Here is a 19,909-nt window from a genome sequence, read left to right as displayed (position 1 = left end):
CGCACCCAGCCACGGCGCGTCCTGCCGCTGAGCGCACCTGCGTCAGAGGCTCGGTCCTGACCGATCCCGTCACCAGAAGAGGAACGAAACATGACTGCAAGGCTGACTGGCAAGGTCGCGCTGATCACCGGCGCGACCGGCGGCATCGGACAGGCCGCGGCGGAGCTGTTCGCCCGCGAGGGAGCCCAGCTGGTCCTCACCGACATCGGCGACGACCGACTGCGGGGACTGGCGGCGCGGCTCGAAGCCGACGGCGCCGACGTGCTGGCGCAGCGGCTGGACGTCTCCTCACTCGAGCACTGGGACGAGGTCATCGAACTGATCGACCGGCGCTTCGGCCGACTGGACGTCCTGATCAACCTCGCAGGTGTCGTGGACTGGCCCGGCATCGAGGACACCGAGCAATCCGCCTGGGACCGCGTGATCGCCGTCAACCAAACCGGCACCTGGCTCGGGATGAAAACCGCCATGCCGCTGTTGCGCGCGTCCGGCAAAGCTTCGGTGATCAACACGTCGTCCGTCCTCGGTCTCATCGGCAGTGGGGCGGCGGCTGCCTACCAAGCGTCCAAAGGAGCCGTGCGGATACTGACCAAAACGGCTGCTGTCGAGTACGCCACGCAGGGTGTTCGGGTCAACTCGGTGCATCCGGGCGTGATTCGGACACCGATGATCCATGACCTGCTCGACGAGCAAGGCGACCGGCAACCCGACATCGTGCGCACTCCGATGCGCCGCGCGGGCCGCGCCGACGAGGTCGCTCCGGCGATGCTGTTCCTGGCCAGCGACGAATCCTCGTTCATCACCGGAGCTGAGTTCGTCGTCGACGGCGGGCTCGTCGCACACTGACACCGACCCGGCACCCACCCCGGCCATCACACCGGTGGCCGGGGCGGTCCGATGACGAGTGGAACCCGCCGCGGAGTCGGTGTGACCTCGCGTGTCCCTTCAACGGCGGTCACCGTGGTTTTGCCGGTCCTGTCAACGATCACCGGCGTGCGTTGGAGCGTGCTGAAAGACGTGCGACACCCTCACGCGCCTGGGAACGGTGACTTCGTGCGGACGAGAGATCAGCCGCTGACGATGCGCCGGTGGTTCTGGCGCTGTGATGGGCCATTTCGTGCCTCGGCGATCCAAGGGCCGTCGATGGACGCGTCGAGAATGCCTTCCTCCAGCCATGGGTACCGATTTTCGAGCACCTGGCGGGAGATCACTCGGTCGTTGGCGTCGGTGTTGCGCCAGAGTTGCCTGAACAGGTGCTCGACGCGACACCGGGACTGGTTGCAGAAGGCGTCGGCCAGCTCCACTGCCGATTCATCCTGCCCGGGCGAACGGGCGTAGACGCAGCTGGCGCTCATCGCGTACAGCTCGGCGCCGATGTCGACGATGCGGCCGAGGAAGAGCTGATGGTGCTCCAGGCGAGCTTGCCAGCGCGACATCCCGTAGAAGATCTGACGGGCGAGGCGCCGGCTCGCGCGTTCGACGAAGCGCAGGTGCTCGGAGAGCGGTCCGTACGCACCGAAGGCGCTCGGCACCTGGCCCCTGCCTGCGACCAGGGTGGGCAGCCAACGTGCGTAGAAGGCACCGGCGCGGGCCGCGGCGCGGGCCTTGTGCTGCATGTCGGCCTTGGGGTCGATGATGTCTCCGGCCACCGAGAGGTGCGCATCGACCGCTTCCCTGGCGATCAGCAACCGCATGATCTCGCTGGATCCCTCGAAGATCCGATTGATCCGCATGTCCCGGAGCATCTGCTCGGCGGGGACCCCGCGCTCGCCGCGCGCGGCCAGCGACTCCGCTGTTTCGTAGCCGCGACCACCGCGGATCTGCACGAGCTCATCAGCGACCTGCCAGGACAGTTCCGTGCTGAAGAGCTTGGCCAGTGCCGCTTCGATGCGGATGTCGTGCCGGTCGGCGTCGGCCAGCCGACCGGACACCTCCAGCACGGCCTCCAAGGCGAACGATGTGGCAGCGATGAACGAGATCTTGCCCGCGATGGCCTCGTGCTCACCGATCGGCCGACCCCACTGGACGCGCTGGGACGACCACTGACGAGCGATGCGCAGGGACCACTTCGATGCCGCCGTGCACAGCGCGGGCAACGAAAGCCGCCCGGTGTTGAGCGTCTTGAGGGCGATCTTGAGTCCATCGCCCTCACGGCCGATCCGGTTGGCGGCGGGTACGACAACGTTGTGCAACCGGGTCACGCCGTTCTCGATGCCGCGCAGGCCGAGGAAGGAATTCCGGTTCTCGACGGTGATGCCCTCGGCGTCCGCCTCGACGACGAATGCCGTGATACCACCGCGGTGTCCCTCCGACGCGGGTACCCGTGCCATCACCACGAGCAGGTCGGCGAGCACGCCATTGGTCGTCCAGAGCTTGACGCCGTCGAGCGTGTAACTGCTGCCGTCCTCGTTCGGGACCGCGCTGGTGGCCAGCCGCGCCGGGTCGCTGCCGACGTCGGGTTCGGTCAGCAGGAATGCGGTGATCTCGCGAACGCAGCGCGGCAGGAATTCTTGTTTCTGCTGCTCGGTCCCGAACATCTTGACCGGCTGCGGCACGCCGATCGACTGATGCGCCGACAGCAGGGCACCGATCGACGGATTGGCCGTGCCGACCAGCATCAGCGCGCGGTGGTAGTACACCGCGGGCAGGCCGAGCCCGCCGTAGGCCCGGGGGATCTTGATGCCGAAGGCTCCGAGGTCCTTCAGTCCGTTGATCACCTCGTCCGGGATCCACGCATCGCGCTCGATCTGCGGTCCGTCGACCTTCGTCTCGCAGAACACGCGCAACCGTTCGAGGAACGCCTCTCCTTCGACCGAGGTCTCACCCCGGGGAAGCGGGTCGATCAGGTCGAGCCGCAGCCGTCCGAGGAACAGCTCCTTGCCGAAACTAGGTCGGTCCCAGCGAGTTTCGCGGGCTTGTTCGGCTACCTGCCGGGCGTGGTCCGCGTCGACTCGCGTCCTGTCTTCGTGTATGTCATCGACCTTGGTCATCTTCGACTCCCAACGCACTAGGGCTGGGGCTGGCACCGGTCACGACAGTACTGCCGGTGGGAGGCACGCGATAGTTCGCGAATGCGGTACAAGCGGGAGGATGGCACGAGCACCTGATCATTGACGCTGCGAAGACGACCGTTCCGGTGCCAATTCTTGGGCCTCGATTGCTACCGAGCGTGAATGTGGCCCACTCTGTCGGGTAAGCAATCCGGTATCGGTGTAGGTATGGCCTCACTCATCAGGGATGCAGGATCGGCGAGAAGGTAGTCGCGGTGGAGACGATGGTGCGCTCGCCGGTGAAGGTGTGGATGACCCGGACGTGTAGGCGAGCACGAGTGCTGCTCATAGGTCGAGGTCGCGTAGGAAGGTGAGGCTGGTTCGGACGTCGGCGGTGGGGCCGTCATCCGTGGGTTCGTCGGGGAGGATGGTGTCCTGCTCCATTGTGTACCAGCCGTGGTATCCGTTGGATTCGAGCACGGTGATGATGCTGGCGATGTCGATGTCGCCTGCACCCAGTGGCCGGTACATGCCGTCGCGGACGGCGCTGGTGTAGGTCATCTCGCCCGCGCGCACTTGGTCGGCGAGGGCGACGTCGACGTCTTTGAGATGGGTGTGGGTGATGCGCTCGGGAACGGCTTTGGCCAGCTCGACGGGGTCTGTGCCGCCGATGAGGAGGTGGCCGGTGTCCAGGCACAGCGGCACGGTCGAACCGTCGAGGATGCGTTCGACTTCTTCGCGGTTCTCGACCACGGTGCCGACGTGCGGGTGCAGGGCGGGGCTGATGCCCCGTTCGGCGGCGCGTTCGGTGATTCGGCTGAGGTTGGCGAACAGGGTTCGCCACGCCGTGGTGTCGAGTTCGGGACGTGTGTCGTAGCCGTTCAGGCCGGTCGCCGCGGCCAGAACGAGGGTTCTCGCGCCGGCGGTGACGAATCCATCGAGTTCGCGGTCGATCTCGGGCAGTGGATCGTGCTTGGTGTCGTGCAGGACGACGGGGACGAACCCGCCCACCGCGGACAGCTCGTGCTCGCGCAGCGTGGCGGCTTTGGCCTCGGGTGCGGCGGGGAGGAACCCTTCGGGGCCGAACTCCGTGGCCACGAGACCGAGCTGGCGCATCTCCGGGAGAACTTCTTCGGGCGTGAGCTGGTGACCCCATCCCGGCACCTCGCAGACGCCCCAGGAGATCGGTGCCCCTGCGATTCGGTTCATGATCATGTCGTGGCTCCGTTCGTTGCGCTTCTGAGGAAAATCGTTGAACGCGTGGTGAAATGACGTTCCAGCCCAAGGGGCGCAGCCGCGCCACCCGAAACAACCGTCCATCCGGTCGCCTCGTGGGCGTTCTGATCGTGCGGATGACGCGGGTGAGTTGATCGTGGGGCTCGTGCGTGCAGGCGTTGCCGGCTGTCAGGCTGGGGTTTTGACTGCGAGAACGGGAACGGGACTTTCCAGGAGCAGTCGTTGGCTGATGCTGCCCAGCAGGGCTTTGCCCACTGGCGATCGTCGGCGCATGCCGATGATGAGCCGGTTGATGTTGGATCGGGCGTCGATTTCGTCCAGCACTGCGTCGACCGGGTCGCGGTCGCCGGGCCCGTTGCGCTCGACGATCGTGATCTCGAGGTCGTCGGGCAAGCTCGAGTCGTCGAGCGGCTGCAGGCGCAGGTTGACCAGGACGAGGTCGGTGCCCAGCAGTCGGGTCTCGGTGATTCCCGCGGTCAACGCGTGGTCTCCTTCGCTGCCCTCGGCGATGGCGGTCATGACGGTCATGGTGTGCAGGCCCTTTCTCCCGGGGCAGGTCCCTTAGGCGTAGCGGGTGCGGAAGTCGTCCTCGAGCTCTTCGAGTGAGCGGTCCTTGGTCTCCGGGACGCAGGTCGCGATGAACGCGATGGCCAGCACGCCGAAGGCGGCGAAGGCGAGGAAGGTGTTCGAGATGCCCAGGGCCTTGACGACGGGCGGGAAGCCCAGAGCGACCAGAGCGTTGGCGATCCAGAGCACGAAGATGCTGATGCCGATGGCCAGACTGCGGATCTTCAGCGGGAACATCTCGGAGAGGATGAGCCAGACCAGCGGGCCGATGGTGGCCTGCATGGAGAACACGAAGAGCACGACGAACACGAGGATGAACCAGGCCTTCGTGCTGCCTTCGGGTATCAGCATCGCCGAGAGGCCGACGAGCAGGTGGAACGTCGTGGTCAGGGTGAAGCCGCCGAGCAGCATGGTGCGCCGCTTGATCTTGTTGATCATCGACAGGCCCACGGACACACCGATGACGCTGAAGGCTCCGTTGAGGGTGTTGGCGATGATGGCGGAGTTGTTCGAGAATCCGGCGTCGCCGAGCAGCTGCGTGCCGTAGTACATGACGGAGTTGATGCCGGTGAACTGCTGGCAGATGCCCAGGCCGGCCCCGATGAGGATGAGCAGGCGGACCCAGCGCACTCCGAGGTCGACCGCACCGGCGGTCTTGGCGGCGCGTTCTTCTTCGGCGAGGCGGTGGACCTCGGCCATCTCAGCGCGGGCGCGCTCGGTGGTGCGGATCTGGGACAGGACCGCGAGTGCCTCCTCGTCACGGCCTCGGGTGACCAGCCAGCGCGGGCTCTCGGGCAACCGCAACATGCCGACGAACAGCGCGATCGCCGGCAGGAGGGCGACCAGGAGCATGATCCGCCAGATCCAGGCGGTTTCGCCCCAGATGCTGAAGATGATCGCGTTGATGACGAACGCGGAGAACTGGCCCACCACGATCATCAGCTCGTTGCGGGTGACGATGCCGCCGCGACGTTCGGCGGGAGCGATTTCGGCCAGGTAGACGGGCACGGTCGCCGAGGCCCCGCCGACGGCGAGGCCGAGCACGAAGCGGAACAGCGCGAGGACCTGCCAGCTCGGTGCGAGCACGCAGCCCACCGTTCCGAGCATGAACACCAGGGACAGCAGCAGGATGTTGTGGCGGCGGCCGTACCGGTCGGACAGGACCCCGCCGGTCATGGCACCGAAGGCGGCGCCGAAGACGAGGTTGCTGACGACGATTCCCTCGGTGAGCGGGGTCAGGCCGAGGTCGGCGGTGAGAGGGTCGAGGGCACCGTTGACGACGCCGGTGTCGTAGCCGAACAGCAGGCCGCCGAAGGTCACGACGACGGCGATCAAGCCGAGACGTCGCGAATGGGGCCCTCGCGTGTCAGGGGGTAATGCGTGGGGTGCGGGAGAGGTGGTGTTGGTCATGACTGCTGCTCCTCGTTGAGCGCTCGGGCGTCGCCGGTTCGCTGGCATCGAATGGTGCGCTGTCAGAGTTGGGCTGGCGATTTCTCGAACCAGGATTTCTTCGCGAAGTGCTCGGGGCTCGAATCGCGAGGCGATCTGGGGCGACCGCCTCTTCCGCCAGGGGATTGTGTCGTTGGACGAATGTCCAGGAGAAGTCGCGGTGTGCGTCTGCTACTGCTGCTCAAGGCTGTCGAGCCGAACGGTCTGTCCTGTTCGGACGGATTGAATCGCGGCCAGCGCGATGGCGAGGGCGAAGCGGGCGTCTTCGCCGGTCGTCTGCAGTGGCGTTCCGCTGCGCACGCATCGGGCGAACTCGGTCAACTGTGCGGTGTAGGCGTCGTGGAAGAGGTCGACGTTGCGCCGCACGCTGTCGCTTCGCACGCCGTGCGCGCCGTATGCGGTCATGGTGCTGGGCCGGATGTCGCCCATGGTCGCCATGCCTTCGGAACCGAATACCTCGCCTCGGACGTCGTAGCCGTAGACAGCCTGGAAGCTGGCCTCGGCCGTGGCCATGGCTCCGTTGTCATATCGGACGTGCACCAGGGCGGTGTCCAGCAGGCCGCGGTCCCTCCAGTCCGGACGCACGAGCGCATCAGCCGTGGCGTACACCTCGGTCGCGCGGGCGCCGGGGTTGAGCCAGTTGAGGGTGTCGAAGTCGTGGATCAGGGTCTCCAAGAAGATCCCCCACGCAGGCACCCTGGCCGGGTCGCTCAGCTCCGGGTCGCGGGTCAGCGACCGCAGCAGTTGCGGCCGGCCGATTCCGCCCGAGGTGACCAGGTCGTGGCCCGCGCGAAATCCCCCGTCGTACCGGCGGTTGAAGCCGACCTGCAAAGCCACTCCGGCTTTGGCGGTTGCGGTGATGGCCCGGTCTGCGTCGGCGAGGGTCAGCGCCATCGGCTTCTCGCAGAACACGGCCTTGCCCGTTTCGGCGGCGGCCTCGATGAGGTCGGTGTGGAACTGAGGCGGCGTGGTGATCACCACTGCGTCGATGTCCGGATCGGCGAACACCTCGAAGGGATCGCTGGTGGCTCGCGGAACGTCCAAGCTGGTGGCCAACAACTTCGCGGCTTCCAGGCGTGGGTCGGCGACGGCGGCCAACCGGGCCTCGGGAATGCGGCGGGCGAGGCTTTCGGCGTGAAAGGCGCCAATGGCTCCGGCGCCGATGAGCCCGAAGGTGACAGGGGTGGTCGTCATGAGGTTCGTCCTTCCAGGAGCAGGTGAGCGGCGGCCGGGGCGTCCGGGGCTGGACGGGAGAAGGCGTCCCGGAAGCGTTGAAGAGCGAGTTCGCTGTCGCCGGAAGCAAAGGCCTCCAGCCCTACAGTTCCCCGGTAGCCCATGTCGTCCAGAGCGTCGGCGATCGCCGGGTAGTTGATCTCGCCCGTGCTGGGTTCGCACCGTCCCGGCACGTCGGCGACCTGGACTTCGCCGATGAGCGAGCCCGCTCGCCGCAGCAGCTCGATGAGGTTTCCCTCGCCGATCTGGGCGTGGTAGAGGTCCAGCATCATGCGCAACCCGGGGCTGTCCACGGCCTCGACCAGCGCCAGGGTGTCCGCCGCTCTCGCGAACGGGACTCCCGGGTGGTCTACGGCGGTGTTGAGGTTTTCCAGGCAGAACGTCACGCCGGCGCGTTCTCCCAGCTCGGCGATTCGTGACAGCGTGCGGCGGGCGGTCAGCCACATCGCGCCGGTGACCTCGTTTTCCGGGCGCACCGGCAGGCCGCCTTCGCCGAGTTCGGTGCCATGCAGGTTCAGCCGGGGGCAGTCGAGCTTCTCCGCGACGGGTAGCAGTGCTTCCGCGGTGCGAAGCAGCTCGGTGGCGCCGTCCTCGTCGGACAGCCGCCCGTGGACGTATCCGGTCATCGACGAGAATCGGGCTCCCGTCCGGGCCAGGACGTCGACGTCGTGGACCGTGGAGTTCCAGATCTCCACCCCGAAACCTAGATCATCAATCCGGCGCACGCGCTCCTCGAACGGTCGATCGAGGAACACCATTTCGGCGCACACGGCAAGGTCGAACACGGTAGATCTCCCCTGTTGAGCAAGTCAGCCGGTGGCACAGGTGGCCACCGAAGGCGGATGTAGCATGCGACCCACATCACTGAGACCGGTCTCAGTCCGTGACCTGGCGAACAGTTTCACGCCACCGACCGGGCATAGTCAATACGTAAGGACAAATTGAGGAGCAACTCTGATGGGCCGTTCATCTCGCCGCGCTGCGGTGACCATCGGGGACGTCGCCCGTGCCGCCGGCGTCTCGCGTGCCACGGCCGCCCGTGCGCTCGGCGGCTACGGGCAGGTCAGCCAGCGGGTCCACGAACAGGTCACCGCTGCCGCTCGTGAGCTCGGCTACCAGCCCAACGCCCTGGCCCGCAACATGAGCACCGGGCGCACCCAGTCGCTGGGCGTGGCCATCGCCAACATCGACGACCCCTTCTACGCCCGGCTCACCCGCGGCATCACCGACGTCGCCCGCGCCGAAGGGCTCGAAGTCCTGGTGGCCAACACCGACGAAGACCCCGAACTGGAGCGGCGAGCCGTTCAGGTGTTCCAGGCGAATCAGCTCGAAGGCATCCTGCTCACCCCCGCACCGACCTCCCACGCCGAGCACCTGATCGCCGCCAACGAGCAGGGGACACCCGTGGTGCTCATGGATCGCCACCCGCGAGGGCTCGAGCTCGACGCCGTGGTCGTCGACAACCGCGAAGCGACTCGCCGGGCCATCCACCACCTGCTCGACGCCGGGCACACGCGAATCGCGTTCGTCGCCGGAGGCGGGCGTCCCGACGCGAGGGAAGAATCCCCGCGACCGAGCCCCGACTCCTCGGACGTGGCACTCGCGGCGACCACCCTCGAACGCATCGACGGTTATCGCGCTGCCCTCGCCGAGCGCAACATCCCTGCCGACTCACGGTATCTGCGCTGCGGGGACTTTCACCGCGAAGCCGCCAAAGCCGAGGCGCACCAACTGCTCGCGCTGGACGAACCGCCGACTGCGATCTTCGCGGCCGGCAGCATCCCCGCGCTGGGAACCGTGGAAGCCATCTACGACTCAGGGCTGCGCATCCCCGACGACCTCTCCGTGATCGCTTTCGACGACGCCGACTGGTCCAACGTCGTTCAACCACCGTTGACCGCGATCTCCCAGCCGGCCTACGACGTCGGAGCACTCGCCACCCGGACCCTCCTCCAGCGCATCCGAGGCGACGACAGCCCACCGGTCGTCCACGTGCTCGACACGGAGTTGCGCAACAGGAAATCCGTCGCTGAGCCCCGCACTGCGTCACGGCGGCCGACGGAGTGACCGAGGCGTTCTCCACGCGCTGCTCGCGGCGGGACCCGTCCCGGACGGGGCTTGTAGCAAGCGCTGCACGCGGGTTGCTGCGGGGAGGTGTGCGGCCGGCAGGCGGTGGACCTAGGTGCGTTCTTCGATGTGGCGTTCCGCCTCGACCTGCGCGTTGGTGTCGTCGTCGCGGAGGTGGTTGTGCCGCTGCACATTGCGACCGACGAACAGGCCCGCGATGAGTCCAGCGGACACCACGCCCAGCAGCACGGCGAACGTGGCGCGGGGCGCGTTGGTCATCAGCGTGGGTGTCGCGACCGCCGCGATGGCCGCCACGACGCGTGCCGCGCCGACGATGGTGCCCTGCGCGGTGGCGCGCAGCAGGGTGGGGAAGGCCTCTTGGGACCAGATCTTGAGCATCGCCTCGAACGCCAGGGCGCCGCCGATGGCGCTGAAGATCGCCGAGATGGCCAGGCTCCAGACCGTGACGCCGACGACTGCGACGATGGCCATCGCCAGCACGTAGCAGGTGGCACCGAACAGGTACCAGCGCAGCCGGTTTCGCCCGTCGACGATCCGCATGAACCACACCGCGAGAAGCACGCCGAGGCACTGCGTGATGACGCTGATGGTCGAGGCGACCGCCACGGTCGAGCCCGCGACGTTGACGTAGAGGAAGGTCCCGAACTGCCCCTTGGTGTTGGCCACGATGTTGACCAGCGCGTAGAAGGTGATGAGTCCGAGCAACGGGAGCAGGTAGGGTCCGGCAACGAGCTCGCGCAGGCTGAGAGCGCTGTGGTGTGAACCGGTTTGGGTGAGCTTCTCGCGCGAGGCCACCCACTTCGAGGATTCGGGGACCCGCAAGCGCAGCAGCAGCACCACGACCGCGACCACCGCGACGTGGGCGTAGAGGACGCGCCCGCCGATGCTGCCGAGGTCACCGACGACGATGCTCAGCAGCTGCGTGGCGATGATGCCGCCGAACCACAGGACCTGCGAGAGCCCGACCAACTTGCCCGCTTGACCTGGCGGTGCCTCTTCGGCGATCAGCGCGAGCGAGACCGGCAGATCCGCTCCGGAGGCGTAGCCGATCAGCACGACGCCGATGTAGAGCATGATCGGGCCGGCTGCGGCGGCGAGGAGGCCTGCGCCGAGCGCGAGCAGCACCATCGTCAGCGAGAACACGATGCGCCGCCCGAACCGGTCGCCGAGGCGACCCCCGGTCAGCGCGCCGGCGGCGATGGACAGGGTCAGCAGGGACGACAGGACGCCGATCTGCAGCGTGTCGAGACCGAGGTCGTCCTGGAACAGCACCAGCGCGGTGCCGGTGGAAACGATTGCCGCGGCGTCGAGGTAGGAGGCCATGCCCGCGACGGTGGACCGGGTCCAGTCGCGAGCGGTGAGAGCCGGGGTGGTCATGGGCGAATCTCCTTTGATGGGCCAGACCAGAGCGGCGCTTCGCTGTTCGTGGTGCGGGTCCACGGCCGCCGAAGCACGAAAGGAATGAATCGTTTCATCGCATGGTGATGTGATCCGGACTACGTGTCAACGAATCCGGACAAAGCTTCTCGTTCAGTGAAAGCGCACTGGAAAACAAGCATGCCGGGAATCCGCTTGTGTGGCGGCGAAAGCTCGATCAGATGCGCGCTTGTCCGCTGGTGTTCGAGTCTCTACGGTTCCAATTGAAAGCTTTCAAGTCAGTCCTTCGGGAACGCTCTGCCGCACGTCGACGACGACGCGAGACAAGGACCTCGATGCCATGACCGACAGCGTCATCCCCCATGCTCCGACCTTCGAGAACCACCGGGAACCGATCGGGATCGGCGTCGACGCGCCCCGGTTGTCCTGGACCACGTCCGCTCCGGCCGACTGGGCCCAGCGCGCCTACGAACTGGAGATCACCCGGGGCGCTCGGGTCGCGAACCACGGCCCGGTCAGCGATGACGAATCCCGCTACCGCCCCTGGCCGGAATCCCCGCTCGCGCCGCGCGAGTCGGCGAGCGTGCGGGTGCGCGTGCACGACGACAACGGGATCTCCGAGTGGAGCGAACCCGCGGTCGTCGAACGCGGCCTGACCGAAGCGGACTGGGTCGCAGTCCCGGTCGGCGGCGCCCCCGGGGAGCCCGGCACCGAGCGTCGCCCGTGGCTGGTGCGGCGCGGATTCTCGCTGCGCGGCCAGATCGCCTCGGCTCGGCTGTACGTGACCGCGCACGGCCTGGCCGAGGCCGAGATCAACGGGCACCGGGTCGGCGACGACGTCCTGTCACCAGGCTGGAGCGTGTACTCGCAGCGGTTGCGCTACCACACCCACGACGTGACCGACCTGCTCGTCGAAGGCGACAACGCGATCGGCGCGTGGCTGGCCGACGGCTGGTACCGCGGCCGGATCGGGTTCCGCGGCGGTGCTCGCGACCGCTACGGCACCGACCAGTCGCTCATCGCGCAGCTGGAGGTCACCTACTCCGACGGAAGCCGTCAGACCATCGCCACCGGCCCCGGATGGGTCGCCGCACCCAGCCCGATCCTCGCCTCGTCGATCTACGACGGCGAGACCTTCGACGCCCGGCAGGTCCCGCGCGGCTGGTCCGAAGCGGGATTCGACGACTCGGACTGGGTCGCTGCCCACGTGTTCGACCGCGACCCGGCGACGCTCGTCGCCCCCGACGGGCCGCCGGTGCGCCGCACGCGCGTGGTGCGCCCGGCGCGCGGTGAGCGGCGGGCCCCGAACCGGCTGCTGGTGGACTTCGGCCAGAACCTCGTGGGACGGCTCGCGATCAGGGTCCGAGGCGAGTCAGGGCAGGAGGTCGTGCTCCGGCACGCCGAGGTCCTGCAGGACGGCGAGATCTACACCCGCCCGCTGCGGCAGGCGGCGCAGACCGACCGCTACGTCCTCGCCGGGCGCGGGACCGAGGAGTGGGAACCTCGGTTCACCTTCCACGGTTTCCGCTACGCCGAGGTGACCGCCCCGTCTGCTGTGCTCGACGTTCTGGAGCTGGAAGCGCGCGTGCTGCACAGCGATCTGCGCCGCACGGGCTGGTTCGCGTGCTCGGACCCGGACCTCAACGCCCTGCACGACAACGTGCTGTGGTCGATGCGCGGCAACTTCGTGGACCTGCCCACCGACTGCCCGCAGCGCGACGAACGGCTCGGCTGGACCGGCGACATCCAGGTCTTCGCGCGCACGGCGGGTTTCCTGCACGACGTGACGGGAATGCTGTCCTCGTGGTTGCGCGACCTGGCGATCGAGCAGAACGACGACGGTGCGGTCCCGGTGTTCGTGCCCACGCTGGACGACGCCGGATCGTGGGACATGGACGAACCGATCGCGGCCTGGGGCGATGCCGGTGTGCTCACGCCCTGGGACCTCTACGTGGCCTCCGGCGACCGGCTGGTGCTGGAACGCCAGTGGGACAGCGCGAAAGCCTGGGTCGACCTGCTCGACCGGCGTTCCGGCGAAGACCGGCTGTGGACCGGCGGCCACCAGCTGGGGGACTGGCTCGACCCGGCGGCACCACCCGATGACCCCGCAGCGGCCACGACCGACCGGGAACTGGTGGCGAGCGCCTACTTCGCCCACTCCGCACGCAGGCTCTCCGACATCGCCGAGGTTCTGGGCCGCACGGCCGAGGCCGAGCACTACGGCACGCTGGCTTCCGAAGTTCGCACGGCCATCCGAGAGCGCTGGACCGACGGCGTGGGCGCGTTGACCGAAGAATCCCAGTGCGGATACGCGTTGCTGCTGGCCTTCGACATCCTGGAAGAGCCCGCAGAGCGGGCCCGGGCAGGCGAGCGGTTGCGGGACCTGGTGGTCAAGGCCGATCACCGGATCTCCACCGGATTCGTGGGAACTCCGCTGGTCTCGGAGGCGCTGTCGTCTACCGGTGGCCTCGATGTCGCCTACCGTCAGCTCCAGGAGCGCGGCTGCCCGTCGTGGCTGTACCCGGTGACGATGGGCGCGACGACCATCTGGGAGCGCTGGGATTCCATGCTGCCCGACGGCACGGTCAACCCGGGCGAGATGACCTCGTTCAACCACTACGCCCTCGGCGCCGTCGCGCACTGGATGCACAGCACCATCGCGGGTCTCGCCCCGGCCACCCCCGGGTGGCGGCGAATCCGCTTCGCACCACGACCCGGGGGTGGTCTCACGTGGGCTCGAGGCGCCTACGACGGCCCCTACGGACGCGTCGCCATCGACTGGTCGATCGAGGACGACACCCTGACGGTCCGCACCGCGGTCCCCGCCAACTGCACCGCAACCCTGGAACTCCCCGACGGCACGTCCCGCGAACTCCGCTCCGGAGAAGCGATCCACACGTACCCGATGACGCGCTGAACGCTGGCGCTTCGGCCGTACGCCTTCTGAAATGGCGGTGTTGCTAGACCCCGGGTTGCGCCTCGCAGCTCACGGCGTGGTCAGGTCTCGGTGTTTCGGTCCTGGTGGCGTAGGGCGGCCCACCGGTCCAGGCGTCGGCGGATGTTGTCCTCGTGGCCGCTCTCGGTGGGGTGGTAGTAGGTCTCGCGTTCCATGTCGTCGGGGAAGTAGTTGGCGCCGGAGAACCCGTCCGGTGTGTCGGGGTCGTACTGGTAGTCCTCGCCGTAACCGAGGTCTTTCATGAGTCGCGTGGGTGCGTTGAGGATGTGCTTCGGTGGCATCAGCGAACCGGTCTGGTGTGCGCGTTGGCGTGCGGCGCCGAAAGCGCGGTGGACGGCGATGGATTTGGGCGCTGTCGCCAGGTGGACGACGGCTTGTGCGATCGCCAGCTCGCCCTCGGGTGAGCCGAGGCGTTCGTAGACGTCCCAGGCGGCGAGGGCCTGGTGCACCGCCTGCGGCTCGGCCGTTCCGATGTCTTCGTTGGCGAAGCGCACGAGTCGGCGGGCGATGTAGAGCGGGTCTTCGCCGCCGTCGAGCATGCGGGCGAGCCAGTACAGGGCGGCGTCGGGGTCGGAGCCGCGCATGGACTTGTGCAGCGCCGAGATGAGGTTGTAGTGGCTCTCCTGGGTTTTGTCGTACAGCGGTGCACGCCGCTGGATCTGCTCGGTGAGCGCGGCCGTGTCCAGCGGCGGTGTTTCAGCGGGCAGCGCCTGGAGTTGCTCGACCATGTTGAGCAGGAAGCGGCCGTCACCATCGGCCATGGCCACCAGGGACTGTCGGGCGTCGTCGTCCAGCGGCAGTGCTTGACCCGTCAGCCGCTGCGCGCGCTCGATCAAGGAGTTGAGGGCGGTGGTGTCGAGGCGTGTGAGGACGAAGACCCGGCAGCGGGAGAGCAGAGCCCCGTTGAGCTCGAAGCTGGGATTCTCGGTGGTGGCGCCGACGAGGACGACCGTGCCGTCCTCGACGTACGGCAAGAAGCCGTCCTGCTGGGCACGGTTGAACCGGTGGATTTCGTCGACGAACAGCAGCGTGCCCTGACCGAGCTCGCGCCTGCGGCGGGCTGCTTCGAAGACCTTCCTCAGATCTGCGACGCCTGAGAAGGTCGCCGACAGGGTCTCGAAGGCCACGTTGGTCCGTTCCGCGAGGAGTCGCGCGATGGTCGTCTTCCCGGACCCCGGTGGACCCCACAAGATCGCCGACACCAGCCGCCCCTGCTCCACCATGCGTCCGACGGGAGCATCGGTCGCGAGCAGGTGCTCCTGCCCGACCACCTCCTTCAGGCTGCGCGGCCGGAGTCGTTCGGCCAGCGGGCGGTGCGTGTCGTCGTCGAACAGGGACGGCGGTTGTTCTTCGTGCTTCATGGGGCGAGTCCGTGGGTACGTGCGAGTGGGTTGTCGTCATTGCCGTGCGCGACGTTCGTGGGTGCGGTTGAGACCCCCGGCAGCGCACCGGCCGCTTCACGCGCGGTGTCCTGGAGCTGCTCGCCGATCGTGGTCATGGCGCAGGTCAGGATTCGCGGCCGTAGGTGTGCGGGTCGACGGGCCGCCGGTACTTCGGGAGTCCGGCGACCACGAGGCGGTAGGACTCGGTCACCAGCTCCCTGACCAGCTGTTCGTCGAGGGTGCTTGCGCTCTCCAGGTTGATCCAGTGCTTCTTGTTCATGTGGTAGCCGGGGGTGATGTTCTCGTACTGCTCGCGAAGGGCGAGTGCTTCTTCGGGGTCCGATTTGAGGATCACGACGGGGCGCCTGGGAACCTCGGTCATGAGCATGAAGATCTTGCCGCGCACCTTGTAGACGTCCCAGTCCTCACCGAATGGATGCTCCAGGCCGGCCCCGGGCAGCTCCTCGACGCAGTCGGCCGCGGTCTTCAACAAGGTCTCTCCGTCCAACGTCCCCAACTCCCTTGGTCTGGCCGGTGAGTGCATCGTCCGACGGGTTGGCCGGTCTGCCCTCCCATTGTTTCCCGACGTCAAGCGTCCCGACCAGTGAACTGCGGACTTGTGATGGTCACCAGGTGACAGGCCTTGACGTCGGAGCGGCGTTCTCCCAGGCCTCAAGTCATCCCGCATGACCCGAACTGTGCGCCCACGACCTCGGTCTGCGCACCGCTCCAAGGTGGACACGAAGTCTCTGATCGCCGAGCCCCGTTCAACGGCAGGTGGGCTTCCAGCGCTGGATCGCCGTAGTTGACACGTCGTTGCGCTTGTGTCGAAACTAGTGAAAACAAACGCTCGTTCGCAAATTGTTGCTGCTCGCCTGCAAGGGTCCGCTCTGCCCGTCGGTTGCCGAGCCGCTCGATGAATCTCACGAAGGAGACATGCATGCTCAAGCGAGTCACCTACCTGTGGCGCAGGGGCGACCTGTCGGTCGATGAGTTTCGTGCCCACTGGCGTGCGCCCCACGGTCCGATCGCTTCCCAGTTCCGGGGCTCGTGGCCTATAACCAGAATGACGTCGTGGCGCAGCATTGGGCGGCCGAAGGTGTCTCTTCGGCGCCCGACGGCGTCGTAGAACTCTGGTTCGCTGACGATGTGCCGGAGCCCGGCGTCGACCACGTCGTCGGGTCGCAGCTCATGCAAGACGAGCCGAACTTCATGAGTGGATTCACCGGGTACGAGCTGCAGGACGACCGCATCTCGGCTCCGACGACTTGGAAGGTTTGGGTGCGCGGCCAGTGGCGTAACGGAGTGCGCGACGACGCAGCACTTGAGCGCTCGGCCAGCAGGCTCGGCGGGGCGGTAGGGCCATCGGCAACTGTGCAGGTCAACGTCGTTGATCGTGAGACCGAGTTGTTCACGAGGGACTACCTCGACGTGCAGGCTGACCCGCCGTGCGTGCTCGTGATCATCGGAGTGGGCGACGAGGAGCCGAGCCGGCTTGTGCTCGACGACATCGAACGCATCGTCCGAGAGCCCGACGCGCCGATCGTGGGCACCGACGGCCTGGTGACTCGCGAGACCCGGATCGTCAACCCTCGTCCTTGAGGTGCGTCGAGCGCAGGCGAGACGGCTGAGCGACGTCGATAGGCGCCTGCGGGTGTGACTGGCTGCGTTTGGATCCGATCGCGCTCGAGAGCACGTGCTCCGCGTAGCACCGTGTCCGCTCGACCGGGGGCCGATGCGGGCTTGGCCCTATGGGAGGCCAGCTACTGAGAGACGAACGTGCGCTCGCATGCTTTAGCTCTGAACAGGTAATCAGCGCGAAAAAGATAGTAGACGAGCGATCGCACGTTCGTTACGCTTCTTGCCATCCAAGCGGATTAGGAGGATCGACCATGGCTAAGGACGATGTCCCGGTTGTGACCCGCAAGGGTGAGGAGGACGGTGGTACCGGGCAGTCCGGTGGCGCTGTGCGTGTCTCCGGTGTTGGACCGCAGCACACGCCCGCCACGAAGATCTGGTACGGCAAGGTCAGCAACGAGCCGGGGTACCGGTCGCTGCCGCACCACCACGGCGAGGCTGAGACCGGTGGCTACGTCCTCAAGGGCAAGGGGCGGATCTGGTTCGGTCCGAACTACTCCAAGTACGAGGACTTGGACGAGGGCGACTTCGTGTTCGTCCCGCCGTTCATGCCGCACGTCGAGGGCAACATGAGCACCACCGAGGAGCTGGTCTGGCTGACCTGCCGGACGCCGGACAACATCGTGGTCAATCTCGACGATGTCGACGACAGCACCCTGGAGGGGTATCGGCGGGCTTGACCAGCTGTTTTTCAGGACGTGATCGGAACTGAACTCACGTCGCACAGCGGCGGGTGGCAGAGAGAGGCTCGAGCATGCAGAGCGGCACGGGACGTGGGCACGAACGGCCCGCCGGTTGGAAGATCGACGCGGTTGCGACGGACTCACCGGATCAGGCTGAGATCCGGGAGCTGATCCGGTCGATCCTCGCCGACCACGCCCCCGACGATCGCGTTGCCCGGCTCGACGAGTCGGAGACGTTCGACGAGGAGTTCTACGGTCATCTCGGTGACTCCGGACTCATCGGCCTGGGTGCTGATCCGGCGACCGGCGACGACGCCGACCCGCGGCACGAGATCGTCGTGCTGGAGGAGCTCGGTGCCGGCCACACCTCGATGGCCGTCTGCTTGGTCGTGCAGTACATGGCCCTGCGCCTGCTCAGCCACTACGGCGATGACGAGCAGCGCAAGCGGGTGCTCGCACCGCTCGCGGAGGGACGCGAGCGGTGCGCGTTCGCGCTCTCGGAGGAGGACGGCGGGACCGACATCGCCCGTGCCATGCGCACGAAGGCCGTCCAGGAGGGTCCGGGGTGGGTTCTGTCCGGTCGGAAGACGTGGATCTCGGGCGCGGCGACGTCCGGGCACGCGATAGTGCTGGCCCGCACGGCGGAGGAGGCGCGCTCCGCGATCGACGGCATCACGATGTTCCTGGTGCCGCTGGATGCCGACGGGATCTCCGTGCGCGTGCTGGACACCGCCGGCATCCACGGCCTCGACACGTGCGAGGTCACCTTCGACGACGTCCGACTTGACGGCTCGACCGTCCTGGGCGAGGTCGGAGCGGGATTCCGGCAGGTCATCGGAACCCTCAACGGCGAGCGGCTCAACGCCGCCGCCGTGGCGCTGGGCATCGCGCGCGGAGCACTGCGCAGCGCGGTCGAGTACGCGTCACAGCGGCGGGCGTTCGGCCGGAGCATCGGGGGCTTCCAGGCGCTGCAGCACAGCCTGGTTGACGGGGCGGTGCGGGTGGAGTCGGCCCGCGGTCTGCTGACCAGGGCGGCCGATGCCGCCAGTGCGGGCGACGGGGAGTCGGACACCTTCTCCGCGCTGGCCAAGATCGCTGCCGCTGATGCGGCCACCGACGTCACCGATGCGGGGATGCGGGTCATGGGCGGTGCGGGGTACAGCCGCGAGTACCCGATGCAGCGCTACTTCCGCGACGCCCGTCTCTACACCTTCGCGCCGCTGACCAACGAGATGCTGCGCAACTTCGTCGGCGAGCGCTGGCTCGGCCTGCCGCGCTCCTACTGAACCGGAGTCGTTGACACCATGAAGCTGCTGTCCTACCGAAGTGCTGACCGGCGGTCGTGGGGTGCGCTCGTCGATGGCGAGATCCTCGACCTGGCCGCGGCGAATCCGGGCTGGCCGACCTTGGCCTTCGCGCTCGGTGATGCTGGAACCGACGGCATCAGGCGCGCGGTCACCGCGGCCGCGGCGGAAACCGCGCACCGGGTCTCGCTCGACTCCGCGGAGCTGCTGCCGGTGGTCCCGGACCCGTTGAAGATCCTGTGCGTCGGGTTGAACTTCGAGAAGCACCGCATCGAAACCGGGCGCGAGCGAACCGAGCACCCGGTGATCTTCACCAGGTTCCCGGACACCTTCGTCGGGCACGGCGCACCGCTCGTCCGCCCGGCCGAGAGCGACCGCTTCGACTTCGAGGGAGAGGTCGCCCTGGTCATCGGACGCGGAGGCCGTCGCATCGCGCAGGAGAACGCTCTGGACCACATCGCAGGGGTCACCTGTCTCAACGACGGGTCGATCCGGGACTTCCAGTCGCACACCCACCAGTTCACCCCGGGCAAGAACTTCCCGGCGACCGGCTCGATGGGGCCGTGGCTGGTCACGCTGGACGAGCTCGCCGACCTGACGGAGCTGGAACTGACCACCCGTCTCAACGGTGCCGAGGTTCAGCGCGCGCCGCTGTCGGACCTGACCTATTCGATTCCGGAGATCATCGCCTACTGCTCGTCCTGGACCGAGCTGCGTCCAGGCGACGTCATCGCCACGGGCACACCCGGCGGGATCGGTGCGCGCCGAGAGCCTCCACTGTGGATGAAATCCGGTGACCTCTGCGAGGTGGAGGTGTCCGCAATCGGCGTACTCCGGAACGAGGTCGTCGACGAGAACTGACGACGCCGACCTCGCAGGGCCGACGTGCCCCAATAAAAAAACGTACGCACGTTTGGAGGAGGTGCAGATGAACAGCCCGCTCGTCAGCGTTGCCGAGCCGGGAGCAGCCCGATCGCTCCTGGAGATCGATTTCTTGCTCGGATGG

16 protein-coding genes are annotated in these 19,909 nt (G+C 67.4%); 7 read left to right on the top strand and 9 right to left on the bottom strand.

The annotated features are described in order from the left end of the window. The first annotated feature begins 90 nt into the window (after positions 1–90). On the top strand, positions 91–846 hold the full coding sequence (locus tag AB0J91_RS27085; RefSeq protein ID WP_363874249.1) for a glucose 1-dehydrogenase: 756 nt from the start codon (positions 91–93) through the stop codon (positions 844–846). Between the two features lie 221 nt (positions 847–1,067). Here the strand turns inward: AB0J91_RS27085 and AB0J91_RS27080 are convergent, their stop codons facing one another. The 6 genes from AB0J91_RS27080 to AB0J91_RS27055 form a co-directional block, all read right to left on the bottom strand. After that, positions 1,068–2,990: an acyl-CoA dehydrogenase family protein gene (locus tag AB0J91_RS27080; RefSeq protein ID WP_363874246.1), complete on the bottom strand. Its 1,923-nt coding sequence runs from the start codon at positions 2,988–2,990 to the stop codon at positions 1,068–1,070. A 345-nt stretch (positions 2,991–3,335) separates the two neighbouring features. Beyond that, positions 3,336–4,205, bottom strand: a complete 870-nt coding sequence (locus AB0J91_RS27075) for a sugar phosphate isomerase/epimerase (protein ID WP_363874243.1) — start codon at positions 4,203–4,205, stop codon at positions 3,336–3,338. Positions 4,206–4,394: 189 nt separating this feature from the next. Further along, positions 4,395–4,745: a universal stress protein gene (locus tag AB0J91_RS27070; protein ID WP_363874240.1), complete on the bottom strand. Its 351-nt coding sequence runs from the start codon at positions 4,743–4,745 to the stop codon at positions 4,395–4,397. 42 nt (positions 4,746–4,787) lie between these two features. After that, positions 4,788–6,251, bottom strand: coding sequence for a sugar porter family MFS transporter (locus tag AB0J91_RS27065; protein ID WP_363874236.1), 1,464 nt, complete (start codon positions 6,249–6,251; stop codon positions 4,788–4,790). 162 nt (positions 6,252–6,413) lie between these two features. Then, positions 6,414–7,436, bottom strand: coding sequence for a Gfo/Idh/MocA family oxidoreductase (locus tag AB0J91_RS27060; protein WP_363874233.1), 1,023 nt, complete (start codon positions 7,434–7,436; stop codon positions 6,414–6,416). After that, positions 7,433–8,260, bottom strand: a complete 828-nt coding sequence (locus AB0J91_RS27055) for a TIM barrel protein (RefSeq protein ID WP_363874231.1) — start codon at positions 8,258–8,260, stop codon at positions 7,433–7,435. Before AB0J91_RS27055 ends, AB0J91_RS27060 begins: the two co-directional genes overlap by 4 nt. 172 nt (positions 8,261–8,432) lie before the next feature. Between AB0J91_RS27055 and AB0J91_RS27050 the strand changes: the two genes are divergently transcribed. Next, positions 8,433–9,542 (top strand): LacI family DNA-binding transcriptional regulator, encoded by a 1,110-nt coding sequence (locus AB0J91_RS27050; RefSeq protein WP_363874228.1) that lies wholly within the window; start codon positions 8,433–8,435, stop codon positions 9,540–9,542. A 111-nt stretch (positions 9,543–9,653) separates the two neighbouring features. Here the strand turns inward: AB0J91_RS27050 and AB0J91_RS27045 are convergent, their stop codons facing one another. Beyond that, positions 9,654–10,940 carry an MFS transporter gene (locus tag AB0J91_RS27045; RefSeq protein WP_363874225.1) on the bottom strand — a complete coding sequence of 429 codons (1,287 nt, stop codon included), beginning with the start codon at positions 10,938–10,940 and terminating at the stop codon, positions 9,654–9,656. Positions 10,941–11,280: 340 nt separating this feature from the next. On the opposite strand from AB0J91_RS27045, the gene AB0J91_RS27040 reads away from it, so the two are divergent. Further along, positions 11,281–13,857, top strand: coding sequence for a glycoside hydrolase family 78 protein (locus tag AB0J91_RS27040; RefSeq protein ID WP_363874222.1), 2,577 nt, complete (start codon positions 11,281–11,283; stop codon positions 13,855–13,857). Between the two features lie 80 nt (positions 13,858–13,937). On the opposite strand, the gene AB0J91_RS27035 is transcribed toward AB0J91_RS27040, so the two are convergent. Both AB0J91_RS27035 and AB0J91_RS27030 read right to left on the bottom strand, forming a co-directional pair. Further along, positions 13,938–15,257, bottom strand: a complete 1,320-nt coding sequence (locus AB0J91_RS27035; protein WP_363874219.1) for a replication-associated recombination protein A — start codon at positions 15,255–15,257, stop codon at positions 13,938–13,940. 145 nt (positions 15,258–15,402) lie between these two features. Beyond that, a complete protein-coding gene (locus AB0J91_RS27030; RefSeq protein ID WP_363874216.1) occupies positions 15,403–15,771 on the bottom strand; it encodes an MmcQ/YjbR family DNA-binding protein in 369 nt (122 codons plus the stop codon). Positions 15,772–16,352: 581 nt separating this feature from the next. Here AB0J91_RS27030 and AB0J91_RS27025 point away from each other — a divergent pair. From AB0J91_RS27025 to AB0J91_RS27010, 4 genes are all read left to right on the top strand, one after another. After that, positions 16,353–16,880, top strand: a complete 528-nt coding sequence (locus AB0J91_RS27025) for a hypothetical protein (protein ID WP_363874213.1) — start codon at positions 16,353–16,355, stop codon at positions 16,878–16,880. Positions 16,881–17,170: 290 nt separating this feature from the next. Then, on the top strand, positions 17,171–17,596 hold the full coding sequence (locus tag AB0J91_RS27020) for a cupin domain-containing protein (RefSeq protein WP_363874210.1): 426 nt from the start codon (positions 17,171–17,173) through the stop codon (positions 17,594–17,596). 74 nt (positions 17,597–17,670) lie between these two features. Then, positions 17,671–18,885, top strand: coding sequence for an acyl-CoA dehydrogenase family protein (locus AB0J91_RS27015; RefSeq protein ID WP_363874207.1), 1,215 nt, complete (start codon positions 17,671–17,673; stop codon positions 18,883–18,885). A gap of 18 nt (positions 18,886–18,903) precedes the next feature. Beyond that, positions 18,904–19,764 carry a fumarylacetoacetate hydrolase family protein gene (locus tag AB0J91_RS27010; RefSeq protein WP_363874205.1) on the top strand — a complete coding sequence of 287 codons (861 nt, stop codon included), beginning with the start codon at positions 18,904–18,906 and terminating at the stop codon, positions 19,762–19,764. The last annotated feature ends 145 nt before the right edge of the window (positions 19,765–19,909 follow it).

Origin of the sequence: Saccharopolyspora sp. NPDC049357, assembly GCF_040677225.1 — a bacterium.
Classification (GTDB): Bacteria; Actinomycetota; Actinomycetes; order Mycobacteriales; family Pseudonocardiaceae; genus Saccharopolyspora.
This window is presented reverse-complemented; position numbering and strand designations above follow the sequence as displayed.